At 74.0% G+C, this 19391-nt stretch carries 18 protein-coding genes; 7 read left to right on the top strand and 11 right to left on the bottom strand.

Going from position 1 to position 19391, the window contains the following annotated elements; translation table 11 throughout:
- Positions 1-273 precede the first annotated feature (273 nt).
- Positions 274-1428, top strand: coding sequence for a sensor histidine kinase (locus tag K353_RS19450; RefSeq protein WP_233533687.1), 1155 nt, complete (start codon positions 274-276; stop codon positions 1426-1428).
- A 109-nt stretch (positions 1429-1537) separates the two neighbouring features.
- On the opposite strand, the gene K353_RS19445 is transcribed toward K353_RS19450, so the two are convergent.
- Positions 1538-2629: a trypsin-like peptidase domain-containing protein gene (locus tag K353_RS19445; protein ID WP_199528180.1), complete on the bottom strand. Its 1092-nt coding sequence runs from the start codon at positions 2627-2629 to the stop codon at positions 1538-1540.
- A gap of 142 nt (positions 2630-2771) precedes the next feature.
- Here K353_RS19445 and galE point away from each other — a divergent pair, with 142 nt between their 5' ends.
- Positions 2772-3746, top strand: coding sequence for a UDP-glucose 4-epimerase GalE (gene galE / locus K353_RS19440; RefSeq protein ID WP_100837758.1), 975 nt, complete (start codon positions 2772-2774; stop codon positions 3744-3746).
- A gap of 66 nt (positions 3747-3812) precedes the next feature.
- Here galE and K353_RS19435 read toward each other — a convergent pair whose 3' ends face one another.
- Positions 3813-6128: a serine/threonine-protein kinase gene (locus K353_RS19435; protein ID WP_111554873.1), complete on the bottom strand. Its 2316-nt coding sequence runs from the start codon at positions 6126-6128 to the stop codon at positions 3813-3815.
- Between the two features lie 327 nt (positions 6129-6455).
- Here K353_RS19435 and K353_RS19430 point away from each other — a divergent pair, with 327 nt between their 5' ends.
- A complete protein-coding gene (locus K353_RS19430; RefSeq protein ID WP_100837756.1) occupies positions 6456-7097 on the top strand; it encodes a TetR family transcriptional regulator in 642 nt (213 codons plus the stop codon).
- Between the two features lie 288 nt (positions 7098-7385).
- Here K353_RS19430 and K353_RS19425 read toward each other — a convergent pair whose 3' ends face one another.
- The 6 genes from K353_RS19425 to K353_RS19400 form a co-directional block, all read right to left on the bottom strand.
- On the bottom strand, positions 7386-8330 hold the full coding sequence (locus K353_RS19425; protein ID WP_100837755.1) for a beta-ketoacyl-ACP synthase III: 945 nt from the start codon (positions 8328-8330) through the stop codon (positions 7386-7388).
- Positions 8331-8426: 96 nt separating this feature from the next.
- Positions 8427-9344: a L,D-transpeptidase family protein gene (locus tag K353_RS19420; RefSeq protein ID WP_111554872.1), complete on the bottom strand. Its 918-nt coding sequence runs from the start codon at positions 9342-9344 to the stop codon at positions 8427-8429.
- Positions 9345-9541: 197 nt separating this feature from the next.
- The gene (gene mqnE / locus K353_RS19415; RefSeq protein ID WP_111554871.1) at positions 9542-10705 is read right to left on the bottom strand and encodes an aminofutalosine synthase MqnE; all 1164 of its coding nucleotides are present in this window, start codon (positions 10703-10705) and stop codon (positions 9542-9544) included.
- 53 nt (positions 10706-10758) lie between these two features.
- Positions 10759-11721, bottom strand: a complete 963-nt coding sequence (locus K353_RS19410) for a threonine/serine dehydratase (RefSeq protein WP_111554870.1) — start codon at positions 11719-11721, stop codon at positions 10759-10761.
- Positions 11722-11761: 40 nt separating this feature from the next.
- Complete coding sequence (locus K353_RS19405) at positions 11762-12223, bottom strand: Lrp/AsnC family transcriptional regulator (protein WP_033250846.1); 462 nt, start codon at positions 12221-12223, stop codon at positions 11762-11764.
- A gap of 118 nt (positions 12224-12341) precedes the next feature.
- Positions 12342-13019 carry a UbiX family flavin prenyltransferase gene (locus K353_RS19400; protein ID WP_199528173.1) on the bottom strand — a complete coding sequence of 226 codons (678 nt, stop codon included), beginning with the start codon at positions 13017-13019 and terminating at the stop codon, positions 12342-12344.
- Between the two features lie 138 nt (positions 13020-13157).
- On the opposite strand from K353_RS19400, the gene K353_RS19395 reads away from it, so the two are divergent.
- Together K353_RS19395 and K353_RS19390 are read left to right on the top strand one after the other, a co-directional pair.
- On the top strand, positions 13158-13898 hold the full coding sequence (locus K353_RS19395) for a cyclase family protein (protein WP_100837750.1): 741 nt from the start codon (positions 13158-13160) through the stop codon (positions 13896-13898).
- Positions 13899-13973: 75 nt separating this feature from the next.
- Entirely contained in the window at positions 13974-14684 is a 711-nt protein-coding gene (locus K353_RS19390; RefSeq protein ID WP_111554868.1) for an MOSC domain-containing protein, read from the top strand.
- A gap of 140 nt (positions 14685-14824) precedes the next feature.
- Here K353_RS19390 and K353_RS19385 read toward each other — a convergent pair whose 3' ends face one another.
- The 3 genes from K353_RS19385 to K353_RS19375 form a co-directional block, all read right to left on the bottom strand.
- Positions 14825-15202 carry a VOC family protein gene (locus tag K353_RS19385; RefSeq protein ID WP_100837748.1) on the bottom strand — a complete coding sequence of 126 codons (378 nt, stop codon included), beginning with the start codon at positions 15200-15202 and terminating at the stop codon, positions 14825-14827.
- A 441-nt stretch (positions 15203-15643) separates the two neighbouring features.
- On the bottom strand, positions 15644-16546 hold the full coding sequence (mqnP, locus tag K353_RS19380) for a menaquinone biosynthesis prenyltransferase MqnP (protein ID WP_111554867.1): 903 nt from the start codon (positions 16544-16546) through the stop codon (positions 15644-15646).
- A 79-nt stretch (positions 16547-16625) separates the two neighbouring features.
- On the bottom strand, positions 16626-18083 hold the full coding sequence (locus tag K353_RS19375; protein WP_111554866.1) for a menaquinone biosynthesis decarboxylase: 1458 nt from the start codon (positions 18081-18083) through the stop codon (positions 16626-16628).
- Positions 18084-18158: 75 nt separating this feature from the next.
- Between K353_RS19375 and K353_RS19370 the strand changes: the two genes are divergently transcribed.
- A complete protein-coding gene (locus tag K353_RS19370) occupies positions 18159-18569 on the top strand; it encodes a PLD nuclease N-terminal domain-containing protein (protein WP_111554865.1) in 411 nt (136 codons plus the stop codon).
- Positions 18570-18930: 361 nt separating this feature from the next.
- A partial coding sequence (locus K353_RS19365; RefSeq protein WP_305000317.1) for a carboxyl transferase domain-containing protein occupies positions 18931-19391 on the top strand: 461 nt, incomplete at its 3' end.

The raw sequence follows: 19391 nt of genomic DNA, 5'->3' as shown, positions 1-19391 counted from the left end.
CGCTATCGCGGGAGTCTATGTGTACCGCTCGTTTACTCCGCCACCTGCCCGTCCTGCAAGACGTCCGGTGGACTTCCGGCGGACACCGGCGGAATTCCGTCCGCGACCGCTCCGAGACCGCTCCGGGGCCGGTCCGGGCCCTGGGTGCAGGTCGGGGGGTGGGGATAACCCCCGGAAGAAGACGGTGTGCAGCACCATGGCGGGGGGCGGTCGCCGAACGGGATGCTGGTGATCGACGAAGCACGGCGAGACCACCAGGAGAGGGCGCCGACCATGGAGGACGAGGCGAAGCGCCCGTCGTTGTACGGGGCACGGCTGTGGCGGGAGGTGCGGAATTCGCTGCTGAACCTGCCGGTCGGGGTGGCCGGGTTCGCCGTGACGGCGGTGCTGCTGACGGCCGGGCTGGGCCTGGCGGTGACGGTGATCGGGCTGCCGCTGCTGGCCTTCGGGCTGGGCTGCTGCCGCTGGTTCGGGCGGCTGGCCCGGGCCCGGGCGCGGGCCGATCTGGGCAGCTCGGTCGCCGAGCCGGAGCCGCTGCGCCCGAGCCGGACCGGGCCGGCCGGCCGGGTGACGGCCTCGCTGGCCGACGGGCTGGGCTGGCGCTCGGCGCTGTACTGCGTGGTGCTGCTGATCTGGGGGATCCTCGGCTTCACGCTGACGCTGGTGCTGCTGGTGGTCGGCTGGCCGGTGCTGCCCTGGGCGATGCGGGCGATCGGCGCGGTCTCCCGGTGGCTGGTGGAGGTGCTGCTGGCGCCGGGTGCGCTGGCCGAGCGGGTCCGCGAGCTGGAGGACGACCGGGGCGTGGTGGTCGACACCGCCGCGGCCGACCTGCGCCGGATCGAACGGGACCTGCACGACGGCGCGCAGGCCCGGCTGGTCGCGCTGGCGATGGACCTGGGCCTGGCCAGGGAGAAGCTGGCGGAGGACCCGGCGGCGGCCCGGCAGATGGTCGACGCGGCGCACGGCGAGGTCAAGCTGGCCCTGCGGGAGCTGCGCGACCTGGCCCGCGGCATCCACCCCGCGGTGCTCACCGACCGCGGGCTGGACGCGGCGCTCTCCTCGGTCGCGGCCCGCTGCACGCTGCCCGGCGGCGTCCGGGTGCACGTCGAGCTGGGCGGCGGGCGGCCGGACTCCGCGGTCGAGGGCATCGCCTACTTCACCGTCAGCGAGCTGCTGACCAACGCCTCCAAGCACTCCGGCGCCCGCAGCGCCTCGGTGGACGTCTGGCGCCAGGACGACCGGCTGATGCTGACGGTGCGGGACGACGGCCGCGGCGGGGCCCGGGTGCACCCCGGCGGCGGGCTGGCCGGCCTGGTCGAGCGCGCCGAGTCGGTGGACGGCGTGTTCGTGGTGGAGAGCCCGGCGGAGGGCCCGACCTCGGTGACGGTCGAGCTGCCCTGGCACACCCGGGCCGGCCACCGGGGCTGAACGACGCCGCCCCGGCCGGGCGGGCCGGGCCGGGGGCGGACGTGGACGGGCCCGGAGTGCCGCCTCCCTTGCGCGGTACGGCACTCCGGGCCCGGGTCTGTCGGGCGGGCTACAGCGTCCCGAGGGTGACCTCCGCGGTCTTGTCCTGCCCGTCCCGCTGGTAGCCGACGGTGACCTTGGCACCGGGGCTCTGCGAGGCCAGCGCGGTGGTCAGCGCGGAGGGGCTGGTGATCGCGGTGTCGCCGACCTTGGTGATCACGTCGCCCGCCTGGAGGCCGGCCGAGGCGGCCGGGCCGCCGTCGACCACCGAGACCACCGCGGCGCCGGCCGGCTGGAAGTTCGCGTCGAAGTACGGGCGGACGGTCACCCCGAGCGCGGCCCGGCCGGAGTTGCTGACCTTGCCGTCCTTGATCAGCTGGTCGGCGATGCTCGTCACGGTGGCGGCGGGGATGGCGAAGCCGATGCCGGGCGCGGCCGAGCCGTTCAGCTCCGGGTCGACGGCGGTGAGCGTGTTGATCCCGATCACCTGGCTGGAGAGGTTGACCAGCGCGCCGCCGCTGTTGCCGGGGTTGATCGCGGCCGAGGTCTGCACCATGTTGCCGATGGTGGCGCCCGGCGAATCGGTGGTCTTGGGCTCGCTGACCGTCCGCCCGACCGCCGAGACGATGCCCTGGGTGACGCTGCTGGACAGGCCGAGCGGGCTGCCCATCGCCAGCGTGATCTGCCCGACCGCGACCTTGGCGCTGTCCGCGAACGCGGCGGGCTTGAGGCCGCCGGGCGGGTTGTCGAGCCGGATCACCGCGAGGTCGGAGTCCGGGTAGCTGCCGACCAGCGCGGCGTCCAGCGGCTTGGTGCTGTTGGCCAGCGTCACGGTGAAGGTGGTGGCGGTGCCGACCACGTGCGCGTTGGTGACGATGTCGCCCTTGTCGTCGAAGACGATCCCGGAGCCGAGGCTGTCCCCGGCGGTGATCTGCACCACCGAGGGCAGCACCTGGGAGATCACCTGCTGGTAGTCCTGCTCCAGCTGGTTGCTGCTGGAGGGGGCGGGTGCCGACGAGGACGAGGAACTGCTGGCCGCCGCGGTGGAGCTGGAGCCGGAACCGGAGCTGGAGCAGCCGGTCACCAGCAGCGCCGCCGAGGCGAGCGCCGCCACGGGCCCGAGCCACAGCTTGGGCCCGGTCGGCCGGGGGCCGGCCGGGATCGGGCGGGTCGGTTCCTTCTTGGGGCGCACGGCGGCCACCTCCGGTCGCTGGACAGAGCTTTGTCACTATTTCACCGATATGTCCGAATGCCCGTGCGGACACACCACGGCACCGGGAAAAGGGCGCGTCTAGGATCGGGCCATGACCTGGTTGATCACCGGCGGTGCCGGTTACATCGGCGGACACGTAGTCAAGGAACTGGCCGGGGCGGGCGAGCCGGTGGTCGTCCTGGACGACCTGAGCAGCGGTTCGGCCGACCGCCTGCCCGCCGGGGTCCCCCTGGTGGAGGGCTCCACCCTGGACCGGCCGCTGCTGGACAAGGTGATCGCCGAGCACGGGGTGACCGGCATCCTGCACATCGCCGCCAAGAAGCAGGTCGGCGAGTCGGTCAGCGAGCCGCTGCACTACTACCGGGAGAACGTCGAGGGCCTGCGCCTGGTCCTGGAGGCCGCGGCGGCCGGCGGCGTGCGCCGGATCCTGCTCTCCTCCTCCGCCGCCGTCTACGGCATGCCGGACGTCGACCTGGTCACCGAGTCCACCCCGTGCGCGCCGATCAACCCGTACGGCGAGACCAAGCTGATCGGCGAGTGGCTGCTGAACGCCTCCGCCACCGCCTACGGGATGTCCACCGTGGCGCTGCGCTACTTCAACGTGGCGGGCGCGGCCACCCCGGAGCTGTCCGACGAGGGCGTCACCAACCTGGTCCCGATGGTGTTCGAGCGGCTGGCGGCCGGCCGGGCCCCGCTGGTCTTCGGCGCCGACTACCCGACCCCGGACGGCACCTGCGTCCGGGACTTCATCCACGTCTCGGACATCGCCTCCGCCCACCTGGCGGCGGTCCGCCGGCTGAACGCGGCCGGGCCGGACGAGCGGGTCAACCTGACCCTGAACATCGGCCGCGGCGAGGGCGTCTCGGTGCGCGAGATGCTCGCCGAGATCGCCGAGGTCACCGGCATCGACACGGCCGCCGAGATCGCCCCGCGCCGCCCCGGCGACCCGGCCCGGGTGGTGGCCGCCGCCGACCTGATCCGGCGGGAGCTCGGCTGGAGCGCCCGGTACGACGTGCGCGAGATGGTCGCCTCCGCCTGGGCCGGCTGGCAGCACCGCCACCCGTAGCCCCGGGCCCGCGCGGATCGGCCCCGGACCTCGCCGCGAGGTCCGGGGCCGTACCGTTTCGCCGCGCTACTGCGGGACGGCGGTGCCGTAGAAGGAGTCCAGCGCGTACACGCAGCGGTCCTTGGAGCCGACGAAGACCCGGCCGCCGACCGCGACCGGGGAGCCGGTCAGCTCGCCCTTGGTGCCCAGCTCCCAGCGCAGCCGGCCGGTGGCCAGCTCCAGGGTGTGCAGCGAGTGGTCGCGGCTGCCCAGGTGCACCAGGCCCTCGGCGACCGCCGGGGAGCCGACCAGGTCGCCCCGGGTGGTGTAGCGCCAGCGCTCCCGGCCGCCGGCCGCCTCGAAGGCGAACAGGGTGTCGCCGGAGCCCAGCAGCACCGTCCCGTCCGCGACCACGGCCGGCTCGGCGCCCTGCCGGGCGGCGGTGGCGGCCCGCCAGCGGCCGTGCCCGGTGGCGGCGTCCAGCGCGTACAGGGTGCCGAGGTAGTCGGCGACGTACACCGCCCGGCCGTCCACCGCGGGCGGGGTGAACAGCGCGACCGGCGCGTCGAAGCGCCAGTGCTCGGCGCCGGTGGCGGCGTCCAGCGCGTGCACCCGCTGACCGGACGTCACGTACAGCACGCCGCCCTGCTCGACCGGCCGGGAGGGCACCTCGCCGCCCAGCGGCACCGACCAGCGCACCCCGCCGCCGCGCGGGTCGACGCAGTGCAGCCGGCCGCCGCCCTGGTAGTAGGCGGCGCCGCCGACCAGCGCCGGGCCGGACTGCGGGTTCTCGTACTCCTGCTGGGCGTCGTCGGCCCGCCACAGCTCGGTGCCGGTGGCCGCCGCGCGCAGCTGCACGCCGCCGCCGCGCACCCCGCAGCACAGCACGCCGTCGGCGGCGTCCAGCGCGTACACCCAGCCGTCCAGCGCATGCCGCCAGCGCTCGGCGCCGTCGGCGGCGTCCACCGTGTACAGGTGCGGGCCGTCGGCGGCGTGCACCCGGCCGGCGTCGACGGCCAGCGCCCAGGCCACGTCCCGGGTCTTCCAGCGGCGCTCGCCGGAGCCGATGTCCAGCGCGTGCACCTCGAAGCTGGAGGCGAACAGGACGCCGTCGGCGACCACCGGGGTGCCCCACACGTCGTTCGACATCCGGAACCGCCAGGGCCGCCAGCGCGCGGCGGGCTGCGGCGGGGCGGCGGACGGCGCGGAGCTGCGGCGCACCCAGTCGGTGCCGACCGGGGCGGGCGCCGGCGCGGCCGGTTCGGCCCGCGGCCCGGGCCCTATCGGCACGTGCGCGCCGGGCAGCCGGACCTCGCCGTCGCCGCCCGGGTCGCCGACCGGGGGCCGCCGGTGCGGGCGCACCCGCTCGGTGACCACCTCGGCCTCGGAGGCCGGCCCGGCGGCGCCGACCGGGGCCGGGGCGTCCGGCAGCGGCGGCGGCCCGACCGGCTGGGCCGGCAGCACCAGCTGGGGCTGCGGCCGGGCCGGGGGCTGCTGGGCGCTGACGGGACGTCTGCTGCTGCGCTTGGCCTCGATCAGGTCGAGCGCGGCGGGCGGCAGCCAGTCCCCCGCCTCGCCGGAGGCGTCGGCCCGGGAGAACAGGTGCGGGGCCAGCTCGGCCTGGATCTGGGCGGGCGTGGGCCGGTGCTCGGGGGTGGGCCGCATGCAGGCCCGGACCAGGTCGACCAGCTCGACCGGCAGCCCGGACAGGTCGGGCTGGTCGCGCAGCAGCTGGAACACCGTCTCGACCGGGTTGGAGCCGCGGTAGGGCGGGTGCCCGGTGGCGCAGAACACCACCAGCGAGCCGAGCGAGAACACGTCGCTGGCGCCGGTGACGCTGCGGCTGTCCCGGGCCTGCTCGGGCGACATGTAGGCGGGCGTGCCGACCGCGACGTTGGTCATGGTGAGCCGGGTGCTGGAGACCCCGGCGGCGATGCCGAAGTCGATCACCCGGGGCCCGTCCTCGACCACCAGCACGTTGGACGGCTTGAGGTCCCGGTGGACCAGGCCCGCGGCGTGGATGGACTGGAGCGCCTCGGCGATGCCCGCGGTCAGCCAGCGCACCGCGTCGGCGGGCAGCGGCCCGCAGTCGGTGACCAGGTCCTCCAGCGAGGGCGCGGGCACGTACGCGGTGGCCAGCCACGGGACGGCCGCGTCGGCGTCGGCGTCCACCACGGCGGCGGTGTAGAAGCCGCCGACCGTCTTGGCGGCGGCGATCTCGCGGGCGAAGCGGACCCGGAACAGGTTGTCCTCGGCCAGCTCGGTGCGGACGGTCTTGATGGCCACCCGGCGTCCCGAGGCCGACCGGGCCAGGTACACCAGGCCCATGCCGCCCGCGCCGAGCCGGGCCAGCACTTCGAAGGGCCCGATCCGCCTCGGATCGTGCGCCGTCAGCTGGTCCACTCCTCAGCCACCTCCCCTTCCGCCAACGCCCCCCGGCGGCGGCGCCCCCCGATTCTCCAATGCCCGCCGCCCGGGAGCCAATCTCCCCCGCCCGGGACACGCCCCCGGGTACCGGAGCCGCCCGCTCCGGGTCCGCCCGCCGGCCCGCCCCGGGCCCGCCCGCACGGCCCCGGCGGACCCCCCTCAGCTGACTTGTCGTCACGCTGTGGGGTCATCAGCACACGGGGGGGCAACAACTCAAGCAGAAATGGCACGGTTTCCCCCTCACCCGGACTAATAGTCGCACTACCGATTAGCGCCAAGATCTCACCGCTGTAAGCTGACGGCATGACAGGACAAGTTCGCACCGTCGACGGTCGCGTCGCCGGGCGGCGCGGACAGGAGACGCGGCAGAAGCTGCTCGACTGCCTCCGCGAGATGCTCAGCACGTCGCCGTACCGGGACGTCAAGGTCATCGACGTCGCCCGTATGGCGGGTACCTCCCCCGCGACCTTCTACCAGTACTTCCCGGATGTCGAGGGCGCCGTCCTTGAGATCGCCGAGGAAATGGCCGAGGACAGCGGCGGGCTCAAAGAGCTCGTCGATGGAAAGTCCTGGGCGGGAAAGTCCGGCTTCACCACTTCCGAAGAACTGGTGGACGGATTCCTCGCCTTCTGGCGCAAGAATGACGCCATTCTCCGAGTGGTCACGCTCGGTGCTGCCGAAGGGGACAAGCGGTTCTTCAAGATCCGCATGAAGGTTCTCAACTCGGTGGCGGCCCCGCTCGCCGAAGCGGTGCGCAACAACCAGGGCAAGACCGACAAGTCGGTCGAACCGTCGGCGGTCGCCGGCGCCCTGGTGTCGTTGCTGGCCGCGGCGGCCGAGCACGGCAAGGCGTTCACTTCGTGGGGCGTGAAGGTCAAGGACCTCAAGCCCAACCTGGCGCTCCAGGTGTACCTGGGAGTCACCGGAAAGAAGCCGCCGAAGTAAGACTCCAGCCCACTGGCGCTCGGCCCCGGTTCCTGTCCGGGTCTGTCGGATGCGGCCGTGCCTCGGGGGAGGTTCGCCGACGTACCGCGGAGCGCCGTCCTGCAACGGACGCGAGGGGCGGCCGGGAGGATTTCCTCCCGGCCGCCCCTCCGTGCTGTCCGCACCGCCGTACTGTCCGCCCCGCCGGGCCCGGCACCGCCGCCCGGAGGCGGCGCACCGCTCAGGGGCACCGCTCGGGCGCACACCGCTCGGGCGCACTGCTCGGGCGCACTAGCTGGGGCGCACCGCTCAGGGGCAGCGCACGACCTGCCCGGCGTAGGCCAGGCCGCCGCCGAAGCCGAACAGCAGCACCGGGTCGCCGGTGTGCAGCTCGCCGCGCTCGACCAGCTTGGAGAGGGCGAGCGGGATGGAGGCGGCGGAGGTGTTGCCGGAGTCGACCACGTCGCGGGCGACCACCGCGTCCTCGGCCAGGCCGAGCTTGCCGGCGATGGCGTCGATGATCCGCAGGTTGGCCTGGTGGGCGACGAAGCCGCGCAGCTCGGACGGCTCGATCCCGGCCTTCTCGCACGCCTTGCGGGCCAGCGGGGCGACCTGGGTGGTGGCCCAGCGGAAGACCGTCTGGCCCTGCTGGCTGATCACCGGCTTCCAGCCGCTGATCGCCACCGCCTCGCCCTTCTCCGGCTCGGAGCCCCAGACCACCGGGCCGACCCCGGCCCGCTCGTCCGGGACGGCCTCCAGCACCGCGGCGCCCGCGCCGTCGCCGAAGATCACGCAGGTGGTGCGGTCGGTCCAGTCGATGATGTCGGACATCCGCTCCACGCCGACCACCAGGGCCCGGGTCGCGGCGCCGGCCCGGATCGCGTGGTCGGCGGTGGCCAGCGCGTACGAGAAGCCCGAGCAGGCGGTGTTCAGCTCGTACGCGGCGGGGGCCGGGATGCCCAGCCGGGCGGCGACGGCGGCGGCGGTGTTGGGGCTGCGCTCGACGGCGGTGCAGGTGGCGACGGCGACCAGGTCGATCCGGTCGGCCGTCACGCCCGCGTTGGCCAGCGCCTTCTCGGCGGCGCCCACCGCGAGGTCGACCAGGGTCTCGTCCTCCGCGATGTGCCGGGTGCGGATGCCGACCCGGGAGCGGATCCACTCGTCGTCGGTGTCGACCAGCGCCGAGAGATCGTCGTTGCTCAGGACCTTCGGCGGCTGGTGGTGGCCCAGCGCCATGATGCGGGAGGCGGTCATACAGCCACTCAACCGGGTTACCGGCGAGTCGGGAGGTGACGCCCTGACACAGGATCGGGTGCCGGAAGCTGTAGGTCCCTCACAACCGGCCCGTGGTCAGGCGGCCAGCGACTGGGCGTCACCCATCATGATCATCGGGTGCAGCGCCGGGTCCAGGGTCCTGATCAGCTCGACCATGTGGTCCTCGGTCAGCGAGACGCAGCCGTGGGTGGGGCCGCCGTGGTCGAGGTGCAGCCAGATGCCGCCGCCCTTGGCCGCGCCCTCCGGGTAGGTGGTGTCGAGCGGGGACTTGCCCTCCACCCGGTTGTAGTTGATCGCCACCACGTAGTCGAAGGAGCCGGCCAGCGGTTCGTCGTTGAAGCCGCGCCCGGCCATCACGAAGTTCTTGTTCTCGTCGTAGGGCAGCTTGGAGCCGGGGTCGGCCTTGCGGCCGCCGGCGTCGGTGAGCGAGAACAGGCCGATCGGGCTGCGCAGGTCGCCGGAGCGGTGGTCGGCGGTCCAGCCCTTGTAGGCGTTGTGGGCGGGCCAGGTCTGGCCGGCCTGCCAGCTGCCGTCGTCGCCGCGGGTCCACAGCGTGACGGTGTTGTCCGAGGAGTCCTTGCCCTGGCCGCTGGCGACCAGCAGCTGGCGGGTCTCGGCGGGGACCTTGGCCATCCAGTCGGCGCCGATGCCCGGGATGGCGGTGATCCGCTCCCGGTCGGAGCGGTCCGCGGCGGGGGCCTCGGTGTGCTGCCCGGCGTCGGCGGCCTGCATCGGGACGACCTCGGGCGCGTGGTCGGGGGCGGCGCTGGCGGTCTCGCTCTGGAAGCCCCGGCCCGGGCCGACGCTGAACCAGCCGGCCGCGAGGGCCAGCAGGGTCGCGGTGCCGACGGTGAGCTTGCGGACCCGGCGCTGCTTCGGTTTGCGGCGGCTGCGGCGGGCGGCGGCTCGGCCCTGGGGCTGCTCGGCCTCGTCCCGGCCGGTCGGCGCGGCGGCCGGGCGGCGGTGCGAGGGGACGCGATGGGAACCGGACATGCGAACGATCCTCCCAGACCGCGGGGACGAGGTGGAACCCGGGCCGTGTGATGAGCCTGTGAGCATACGCGCCCAGGAAACGTTTCTTCGGCTTCCCGACTGCCCCGGTGGTGCGTCTTCACCCCGCGCGCCGCCCGGAAACGTCCCGCGCCCGGTGGCCGGAGACCGGTCACCGGGCGCGTGGTCCGAACGGGGGGTCAGAGGCGCATCGCCTGCGGGGTCTCCCGGCGGGCGAGGTCCGGCCCGTCGTACTCGCGGATGACCTCGTAGCGGGTGTTGCGCTCGACCGGGCGGAAGCCGGCGTCCCGGATCAGCTGGAGCAGGTCGTCGCGGCCCAGCTTGTTCGGGGTGCCGAAGTTGTCCGCGTCGTGGGTGATCTTGTACTCGACCACCGAGCCGTCCATGTCGTCCGCGCCGTGGCTGAGCGCCAGCTGGGCGGTGGTGACGCCGTGCATCACCCAGAACACCTTGACGTGCGGGACGTTGTCGAACAGCAGGCGGGACACCGCGAAGGTCTTCAGCGCCTCGGCGCCGGTGGCCATCTCGGTGCGCGCCATCAGGCGGTTGCGGACCTTGCCGTCCTTGGAGTCGTGGAAGTCGTGCTGGTAGCGCAGCGGGATGAAGACCTGGAAGCCGCCGGTCTCGTCCTGCAGCTCGCGCAGCCGCAGCACGTGGTCGACCCGGTGGCGGGGCTCCTCGATGTGGCCGTAGAGCATGGTGGCCGGGGTCTTGAGGCCCTTCTCGTGCGCCAGGCGGTGGATGCGCGACCAGTCCTCCCAGTGGGTGTCGTGGTCGACGATGTGCTGGCGGACCTCCCAGTCGAAGATCTCCGCGCCGCCGCCGGTCAGCGACTCCAGGCCGGCCTCGATCAGCTCGTCCAGGATCTCGCTCGCGCTCAGGCCGCTGATCCGCTCGAACCAGTGGATCTCGGTGGCGGTGAACGCCTTCAGCGAGACGTTCGGCAGCGCGGCCTTCAGCTCCTTGAGGGAGCGCGGGTAGTAGCGCCACGGCAGGGTCGGGTGCAGGCCGTTGACGATGTGCAGCTCGGTCAGCGACTCCGACTCCATCGCCTTGGCGAGCCGGACGGCCTCCTCGATCCGCATCGTGTACGCGTCCTTCTCGCCCGGCTTGCGCTGGAACGAGCAGTACGCGCAGGAGGCGCTGCACACGTTGGTCATGTTCAGGTGGCGGTTGACGTTGAAGTGGACGACGTCGCCGTTCTTCCGCGTCCGCACGTGGTGCGCCAGGCCGCCCAGCCAGGCCAGGTCGTCGCTCGCGTAGAGCGCGATCCCGTCCTCGCGGGTCAGCCGCTCACCGGCGTAGACCTTCGCCTCCAGCTCGCGCTTGAGCCCTGCGTCCATGCGGTGCTCCGCCTCCTCCGGACTTCGATTCGTTGCCGGGACCGAGACTACGCCTAGGCGGCGAGCAGTTCGGCCAGCAGGGCGGGGTCGAGGTTGCCACCGCTGACGACCGCGGCGAAGACCCGTCCGCCCAGTTCACCGGCCCGGTGGAAGTAGGCGGCCGGGGCGACCGCGCCGGAGGGCTCGGCGACCAGCCGGCCGCGGCGGGCCAGCAGGGCGACGGTGGCGCGGATCTCGTCCTCGGAGACGGTGACGATGTCGTCCACGTAGGCGGTGAGGTGCTCGAACGGCAGGACGCCCACGGACGGGGTGCGCAGGCCGTCGGCGATGGTGCGGTAGGTGTCGGCGACCGGCCAGGCGGTGCGGACGCCCTCGCGCAGGCTCTGCCGGGCGTCCGCCGCCAGCTCCGGCTCCACGCCGACCACCCGGACGCCCGGGCAGGCCAGCTTGAGCGCGGCGGCCGTCCCGGAGATCAGCCCGCCGCCGGAGACCGGCACCAACACGGTGTCCAGCTCGTCCGGGGCGTCCTCGGCGATCTCCAGGCCGACCGTGCCCTGGCCCGCGATGACGTACGGGTCGTCGTAGGGCGGCACCCAGACGTAGCCGTGCGCGGCGGCCAGCTCGGCCGGGACGGTGTCGCGCTCCTCGGCGGTCACCACCACCACTTCGGCGCCGAACGCGCGGGTGTTCTCGATCTTCACGGCGGGCGAGGTGTCGGGCATCACGATCACCGCCTTGACGCCGAGCCGCCGGGCCGCGTACGCCACCGCCTGGGCGTGGTTGCCGCTGGACTGGGCGACCACGCCCCTGGCCCGCTCCTCGGCGGTGAGCGCGGCCAGCCGGTTCATCGCCCCGCGGATCTTGAACGCCCCGGTCGGCTGGAGGCTCTCCGGCTTCAGCCAGAGCCGCCGCCCGCCGTCCGCCGCCCACGGGCAGGGCAGCAGCGGGGTGCGCACCGCCGTGCCGGCGATCCGGCGTTGGGCGGCGCGCAGGTCTTCCAGGTCGACCAGGGTCACGGCGGGGGCTCCTCGGCGGCTGACGGCGGGTGGGCGGAGCCTACTCGGCGGGGTGGAGCGGGAGTTCGCTGACCCGGTTCTCCCACTTGGTGGAGAGCACCACCGTGGTCCGGGTGCGCGCCACCCCCTTGGTGCCGGACAGCCGCTTGACCACCGACTCCAGGCCCTCCACGTCCGGCACCCGGACCTTGAGCATGTACGAGTCGTCGCCCGCGATGAACCAGCAGTCCTCGACCTCCGGGAGGTCCTTCAGCCGGTGCGAGACGTCGTCGTGGTCGGCGGCGTCGGTGAGCTGGAGGCCGATCAGGGCCGTCACCCCGTAGCCGAGCGTCGCCGGGTTGACCGTCGCCCGGTAGCCGGTGATCACGCCGGCCTGCTCCAGCCGGTTGATCCGGTCCGTCACGCTCGGGCCGGACAGGCCCACCAGGCGGCCCAGCTCGGCGTACGAGGCGCGGCCGTTCTCCCGGAGTGCCTGGATGAGCTGTCTGTCCACAGAGTCCATTGCCTGCCGCGTCCTTCCGAACCTCACCAGAACCACAGATCATTATCCGGAATCCAAGGCGCTGCGCGCCGCTCAACCCGGGTATCCCAGAGAACATACTCTCCCGTCACGTGCCCGCTCACTCACCCCGGCGCGGCCGTGTTCCGGGGCGGTCCTCCGGGGTGCTCGCGGCCTCGCCCAGGGCGCCCGACCAGCGGCGGTACAGCGTGTGCGGGACGGCCACCGCGTCCAGCACCCGGCCGGCCACGAAGTCCACCAGCTCGCGGGCCGTCGAGCCCCCCGCGTAGAAGCCGGGGGACGCCGGGAGGACGACCGCGCCCTGCTCGTCCAGCGCCACCAGGTGGCGCAGCGTGCTGCCGGTCAGCGGGGTCTCGCGCAGGCACAGCACCAGCGGGCGGCGCTCCTTGAGCGTGACGGACGCGGTGCGCTGGAGCAGGTCCTTGGACAGGCCCAGCGCGATGCCGGCCGCGGCGCCGGTGGTGGCCGGGACGACCAGCATGCCCTTCGCGGGGTACGAGCCGGAGGACGGGCCCGCGGCGAAGTCCCCGGCCGGCCAGTGCCGGACGTCGCGCAGCCGCGACTCGTCGGTGCCGAGCCAGGCGGCCAGGTCGGCGCGCCAGTGCGCGTCGCGGAAGGAGACGCCGGTCTCGTCCAGGATGGTCAGCCGCGCCGCCCGGCTGACGATCAGGTCGACGGGCTCCCCGGCGTCCAGCAGCGCGCGGATCACCGAGGCGGCGTAGGGGGTGCCGCTGGCGCCGGACACGCCGACGACCCAGGGCTTGCGGGTGGGGCTCATGGTTCCCATTGTGGGGCGTGCGGTCCGGGCGGCCGGGGCGCGCGGCGGTCCGGGGTTCCCGTCCCGGCTCGGCGGCGGCGCGGGCCCGCCGCCCCCGGGGAGCCGCCGGTCGGCGGGTTTTCGGGTCAGAATGGCCGCATGGCAGCGGAGTTGGTGGACCTGACGCATCCGGTGGTGTCCGGGATGCCGGTGTACCCGGGGGACCCGGGCGTCGAGTTGCGGGCGGCGTTGACGGTGGCGGACGAGGGGGTGAACGTGCTGGCGGTGCACCTGGGGTCGCAGACCGGGACGCACGTGGACGCGCCCTACCACCTGGACGTGCGGTGGCCGACCCTGGACGGGCTGCCGCTGGAGCTGTTCACCGGGCCCGCGGTGGTGGTGGACCTGCGCGGGCTGTCGGCCCGGGCGGTGGTGACGGCGGAGCACCTCGCGCCGGCGCTCGCGGTCTCGGGGCCGGGGACGGTGCTGCTGCTGGCGACGGGGTGGCCGCGGTACTGGGGGACGGACCGGTACTTCGCGCACCCGTACCTGGCCCGGGAGGCGGCGGAGGCCATCGTCGCGGCGGGGGTCCGGACGGTGGGGATCGACGCGCTGTCGGTGGACCCGACGCCGGACCCGGGGCCGCTGGACCCGGAGATAGCGAGCCTGCTGGCCGAGTTGGCGGACGAGCACGACCCGGAGCCGGAGCAGGCGACGCTGGTGGCGCACCGGGTGCTGCTGGGGCCGGAGGGCGGCGGGGTGATCGCGGAGAACCTGACGGACCTGTCGGCGCTGCTGGCGGCGCAGGAGGCCGGCCGGCCGGTGGAGGTGTCGCTGTTCCCGCTGCGGCTGACGGCGGCGGACGGGGCGCCGGTGCGGGCGGTGGCCCGGATCGGGTGAGCGGGACGCCAACGGGGCACCCGCTTCCGGGACTTGGTCTAGACCATCCCGGGAGCGCCCCGCTAGGCTCCCGCCATGTCTGAGATCGTCGGTGTGGTCGAGCGCCTGTGGCGCTACCCCGTGAAGTCCGCGGGCGGCGAACTGCTCGACTCCGTCGAGGTCGAGGAGCGCGGCCTGGTCGGCGACCGGCTGTACGCGGTGCGCGACGGGGCCGGGAAGTTCGGGTCGGGGAAGAACACCCGGCGCTTCCGGCGGATGGACGGCCTGCTGCGGCTGCGCGCCCGGCTGGGCCCGCGGATCGACGGCCCGGAGCTGTTCGACCCGCTGGGGATGGCGGTGCCCGACCCGGACGCCTTCCTGCGCGCCTACCTGGAGCAGGAGGACGTGGCGCTGGCCCGCGAGGACACGGTGTCGCACTTCGACGAGCTGCCGGTGAGCGTGCTGACCACCGCCACCCTGGACTGGGTCGCGCGGGCGGTGCCCTCGGCGGTGGTGGACGAGCGCCGGTTCCGGCCGAACGTGCTGCTGCGCACCCCGCCGGGGACGCCGCCGTTCAGCGAGGACAAGTGGTTCGGCCGGGAGGGCCGGGTGGAGGGCGGGGCGGGGCTGGTGTTCGTCCGGGCCAGCGTGCGGTGCGCGATGGTCGGGGCGGCCCAGCCCGGGCTGCCGCACGCGCCGGAGATCCTGAAGACCATCGCGCACGAGCGGGACACCGAGCTGGCCGCGCTGGCCACGGTGTCGCGGCCGGGCCCGCTGCGGATCGGGGACGCGCTCGCGCTGGTGTGACGGCCCGCGCGGGGCGGGGCCTGGGTCAGTGCCGGGGCCGCGCGGGTGCCGGGGCCGCGCGGGTGCCGGGGCCGCGCGGGTGCCGGGGCCGCGCGGGTGCCGGGGCCGCGCGGCCGGCGGCCCCGGGACGGGCGGCGGGCTCAGGACGGGTGGCGGGCGACCAGGCAGAACGGGTGGCCGGCCGGGTCGGTGCAGACCGTCCAGCGCTCGTGCCGGTCCTTGGCCTCGGCGCCGAGGGCGACCGCCCCGGCCTCGGCGGCGGCGAGGTCGTCGACCTCGATGTCGAGGTGCAGCTGCTGCGGGTGGGCGGGGTCGGGCCAGATCGGCGGGCGGTAGTCCTCGACCCGCTGGAAGGCCAGCACCCGGCCGTCGGGCAGGTGCACGGTGGACCAGTCCTCGTCCAGCGACCAGCGCGGGTCGGGCCGGTCGGCCTCGCCGCCGAGCAGGGCGGCGTAGAACTGGGCCAGGCCCGCCGGGTAGTGGCAGTCCAGCACCACGCACTGCAGTGTGCCGATCATCGTGTTCCCCGTTCCGCTCGTGGTGACCTGCGCTCCCCAGCATGGCGCATCGGCGCGGCGGGCGGCGGTTCGTCCGGCGGAGGCGGCGTCCGCGCGGACGGGGGCGGCCCCGACGGGCCGTCAGGCGGCGGGCCGGCACGGTGACGAGAACCGGGGCGCTGCCGCACGGGGGCGTACCCGCAAGGGAGTTCGGGGCGACCCGGACCCGCCGCTCCCCGGACCCCTGTGCCCCGTTCTCCGCTCCGTCCGGCTCAGCAGCGGTCGAGGCCGCCGCCGGGGAGGCAGCGGGCGGGGAGGGTGGGGCGGAGCAGGGGGCGGGCGTCGCGGGGACGCGCGTGCCCGCCGCCCCGGGGACGCGCCCCGGGGCCCGGCCGGCGGATGTGCCCGGACGCACGGCAGGGGCGCGCGGAGTGCCTCCGCGCGCCCCTGCCGGTACGGCGGTCAGACCGTCAGGCCGCGGCTGACCAGGTCGATCAGCGCGAAGACGAACAGCGAGATGCCCACGAAGCCGTTGGTGGAGAAGAACGCCCGGTTCAGCCGGGACAGGTCGTGCGGCTTGACGATGGTGTGCTCGTAGACGAACGCGCCGGCCACCACCGCGAGTCCGCACCAGAAGAACGCGCCCGCGTCGGTCAGCACCGCGTACCAGGCCAGCAGGGCGGTGGTGAGGGCGTGGCAGACCCGGGCGCCGGTGATCGCGGCGGGGACGCCGAAGCGGGCCGGGACGGAGCGGACGCCCGTGCCGCGGTCGGCCGCGACGTCCTGGCAGGCGTAGATCAGGTCGAAGCCGCCGATCCAGATGCCGACCGCGAGGCCGAGCACCGCCGCCTCCCAGGACCAGCTGCCGGTGACGGCCAGCCAGGCGCCGATCGGGCCCATCGCCTGGGCCAGGCCCAGGATCGCCTGCGGGAAGTCGGTGAACCGCTTGCCGTACGGGTAGACCACCATCGGGACGACGGCGACCGGCGCCAGCAGCAGGCAGAGCGGGTTGAGCAGCGCGGCCGAGCCGAGGAAGACCACCAGGGCGATCGCCGAGCCGATGTACGCGGTGCGCAGCGAGACCGCGCCGGTGACGAGTTCGCGGCCCGCGGTGCGCGGGTTCCGGGCGTCGATCTCGCGGTCGATGATCCGGTTGGCGGCCATCGCGAAGGTGCGCAGGCCGACCATGCAGACGGTGACCAGCAGCAGTTCGCCCCAGTGCACCGACCGGTCGGCGAGGAACATCGCGGTCAGCGCGGCGATGTAGGCGAAGGGCAGCGCGAAGACCGAGTGCTCGATGGCGACCAGGCGCAGGAAGGCCCTGGTCCGGCTCGGCGGGGCCTCGAAGACTTCGGCGGTGGTCACAGTGCGTACTCCGGCTGACCCCCGCGGGCACGGGGAAGGGCTTCCTGCGTCTCGGTCACGTCCGGCAGGCTATCGGTTCTCACAGCCCGTACTCCTTCCAGCGGCGGGTGACCCGGGCGGCGGTCTCCGGGTCGGAGGCGACCATCTCGGGCCAGCCGCCGTCGCGGGTGTAGCCCTCCTCGGGGAGCTTGCGGGTGGCGTCGATGCCTGCCTTGCCGCCCCAGAACTGCTGGTAGGAGGCGTGGTCGAGGTGGTCGACCGGGCCCTCGACGACCGAGAGGTCCCGGCTGTAGTCGACGTTGCCCAGGGCCCGCCAGGCGACCTCCTGGTAGTCGTGGACGTCGCAGTCGGCGTCCACCACGACGATCAGCTTGGTGAGCGACATCATGTGGGCGCCCCAGATGGCGTGCATGACCTTCTGCGCGTGCTTCGGGTACTTCTTGTCGATCGAGACGATCACGCAGTTGTGGAAGCCGCCGGCCTCGGGCAGGTCGTAGTCGACGATGTCCGGGATGATCACCTTGAGCAGCGGCAGGAAGAAGCGCTCGGTGAACTTGCCGAGCGGCCCGTCCTCGGTGGGCGGCCGGCCGACCACGATGGACTGCAGGACCGGGCGGCGGCGCATCGTCACGCAGTCGATGGTCAGCGCCGGGAACGGCTCCTGCGGGGTGTAGAAGCCGGTGTGGTCGCCGAACGGGCCCTCGGGGAGCAGCTCGCCGGGCTCCAGCCAGCCCTCCAGCACCACCTCGGCGTCGGCCGGGACCTGGAGCGGGACGGTCTTGCAGTCGACCATCCGGACCCGCTCCCCCGCGACGAACCCGGCGAACAGGTACTCGTCGATGTCGCCGGGCAGCGGCGCGGTGGCGGCGTAGGTGACCGCGGGCGGGCAGCCGAAGGCGATCGCCACCGGCAGCTTCTCGCCGCGCCGGGCGGCCACCGCGGCGTGGTTGCGGCTGTCCTTGTGGATCTGCCAGTGCATGCCGATGGTGCGCCGGTCGTGCCGCTGGAGCCGGTACAGGCCGAGGTTGCGGACGCCGGAGTCCGGGTCCTTGGTGTGGGTGAGGCCGAGGTTGAAGAAGGAGCCGCCGTCCAGCGGCCAGGTGAACAGCGCGGGCAGCGCCTCCAGGTCGACGTCCTCGCCGGTGAGCACCACCTCGTGGACGGGCGCGTCGGCGGACTTCACGTTCCGCGGCGGGACGTGCGCCATCGAGGCGAGCTTGCCGAACGCCTCCCGGAAGCCGGTGAAGCCCTGCGGCAGCTCGGGCCTGAGCAGGCCGCCGATCTTCTCGGCGATGTCGTCGGGCGACTTCAGGCCGAGCGCCTTGGACAGCCGCCGCTCGGTGCCGAAGACGTTCATGGCCAGCGGCATCGCCGAGCCCTTGACGTTCTCGAAGAGCAGCGCGGGGCCCTTGGCCTTCTGCACCCGGTCGACGATCTCGCCGACCTCCAGGTGGGGGTCGACCTCGGCCTTGATCCGTTTCAGGTCGCCTTCCCGCTCCAGCGCCCGGAGGAAGGAACGGAGATCGTCGTATGCCATACCTGTCAGTATCGGGCACGGGCTACCCTGGGCCCGCCGAGGGTCCTGTCCGAACCTGCTCCGGAGTTCTGCGCTGTGCTGAGAGTCGTGCCCGTGGTCGCGCTGCTGGCCCTGTGGGTCTGGGCGTTCATCGACTGCCTGACCACCCCCGAGGACGAGGTCCGCCACCTGCCGAAGGTGGTGTGGGTGATCGTCGTGCTGCTCTTCCCGCTGGTCGGCTCGATCGCCTGGCTGGTGGCCGGCCGCGACCGCGCCCGCCGCCGGGCGTCCCGGCCGTCCGGCCCGGCCGCCGGGTCCCGCTCGTACGGGAGCGCCGGGCGTCCGCTCGCCCCGGACGACGACCCGGAGTTCCTGGCCTCGCTGGGACGGGGCAACGAGCGGCACGAGGACATGCTCAGGCAGTGGGAGGCGGACCTGCGCCGCCGCGAGGAGGAGCTGCGCCGGGGCGAGGACCGGCCCGAGGACGGCGACCGCCCCAGGCCCTGATCCCGTCTTTTGGCGCATCCCTACCATCCGGACTTGATCCGGAGCCCGAGCACCCGGCCGCCGGCCCCCGTGCGCCCCTGTCGGCGCGCGGCGGACCGGCGGCCTTCGCGCGGTCCCGATCCCCCCGCTGACCTGCCGGTTCGACCCTCCTCGACCCTCCGGCCACCCCCGCCCCCGGACCGGCCCCGGTACCCGTCCCGGGCGGTCCGGCGGGAGGCCCGTGCGCCCCCTTCTGTCGGGCCTGTACAGCGATCGGCTCCCGACCTTGTACGGATTCGACGCCGAAAGCCGGGCGCACTGGCTCGTACTGTCGTAGCAGTAGAGGTGTTCGCTGCCCCACGCGAGCTTGGAGTGGTTCGAAATGACGGTCCTGCACGATGCGCCGGTCGGCGGCGAGGCCACGGCCGATGCCCGTAGTCGGGTCGCCGAACTGCACGAGCTGCGCGAGCAGGTCCGCCGCGGCCCGAGCGAGAAGGCCACCGAGGCCCAGCACGCCAAGGGCAAGCTGACCGCCCGCGAGCGGATCGAGCTGCTGCTGGACGAGGGCTCCTTCCACGAGGTGGAGCCGCTGCGCCGGCACCGCGCCCAGGGCTTCGGCCTGGAAGCCCGCAAACCGCACACCGACGGCGTGATCGTCGGCTGGGGCACCGTCCACGGCCGCACCGTCTTCACCTACGCCCACGACTTCCGGATCTTCGGCGGCGCCCTCGGCGAAGCCCACGCCCAGAAGATCCACAAGATCATGGACATGGCCATCGCGGCCGGCGCCCCCCTGGTCTCGCTCAACGACGGCGCCGGCGCCCGCATCCAGGAAGGCGTCAC

The organism is Kitasatospora sp. SolWspMP-SS2h, from assembly GCF_003259315.1.
In the GTDB taxonomy this organism is placed as follows: domain Bacteria; phylum Actinomycetota; class Actinomycetes; order Streptomycetales; family Streptomycetaceae; genus Kitasatospora; species Kitasatospora fiedleri.
This window is presented reverse-complemented; position numbering and strand designations above follow the sequence as displayed.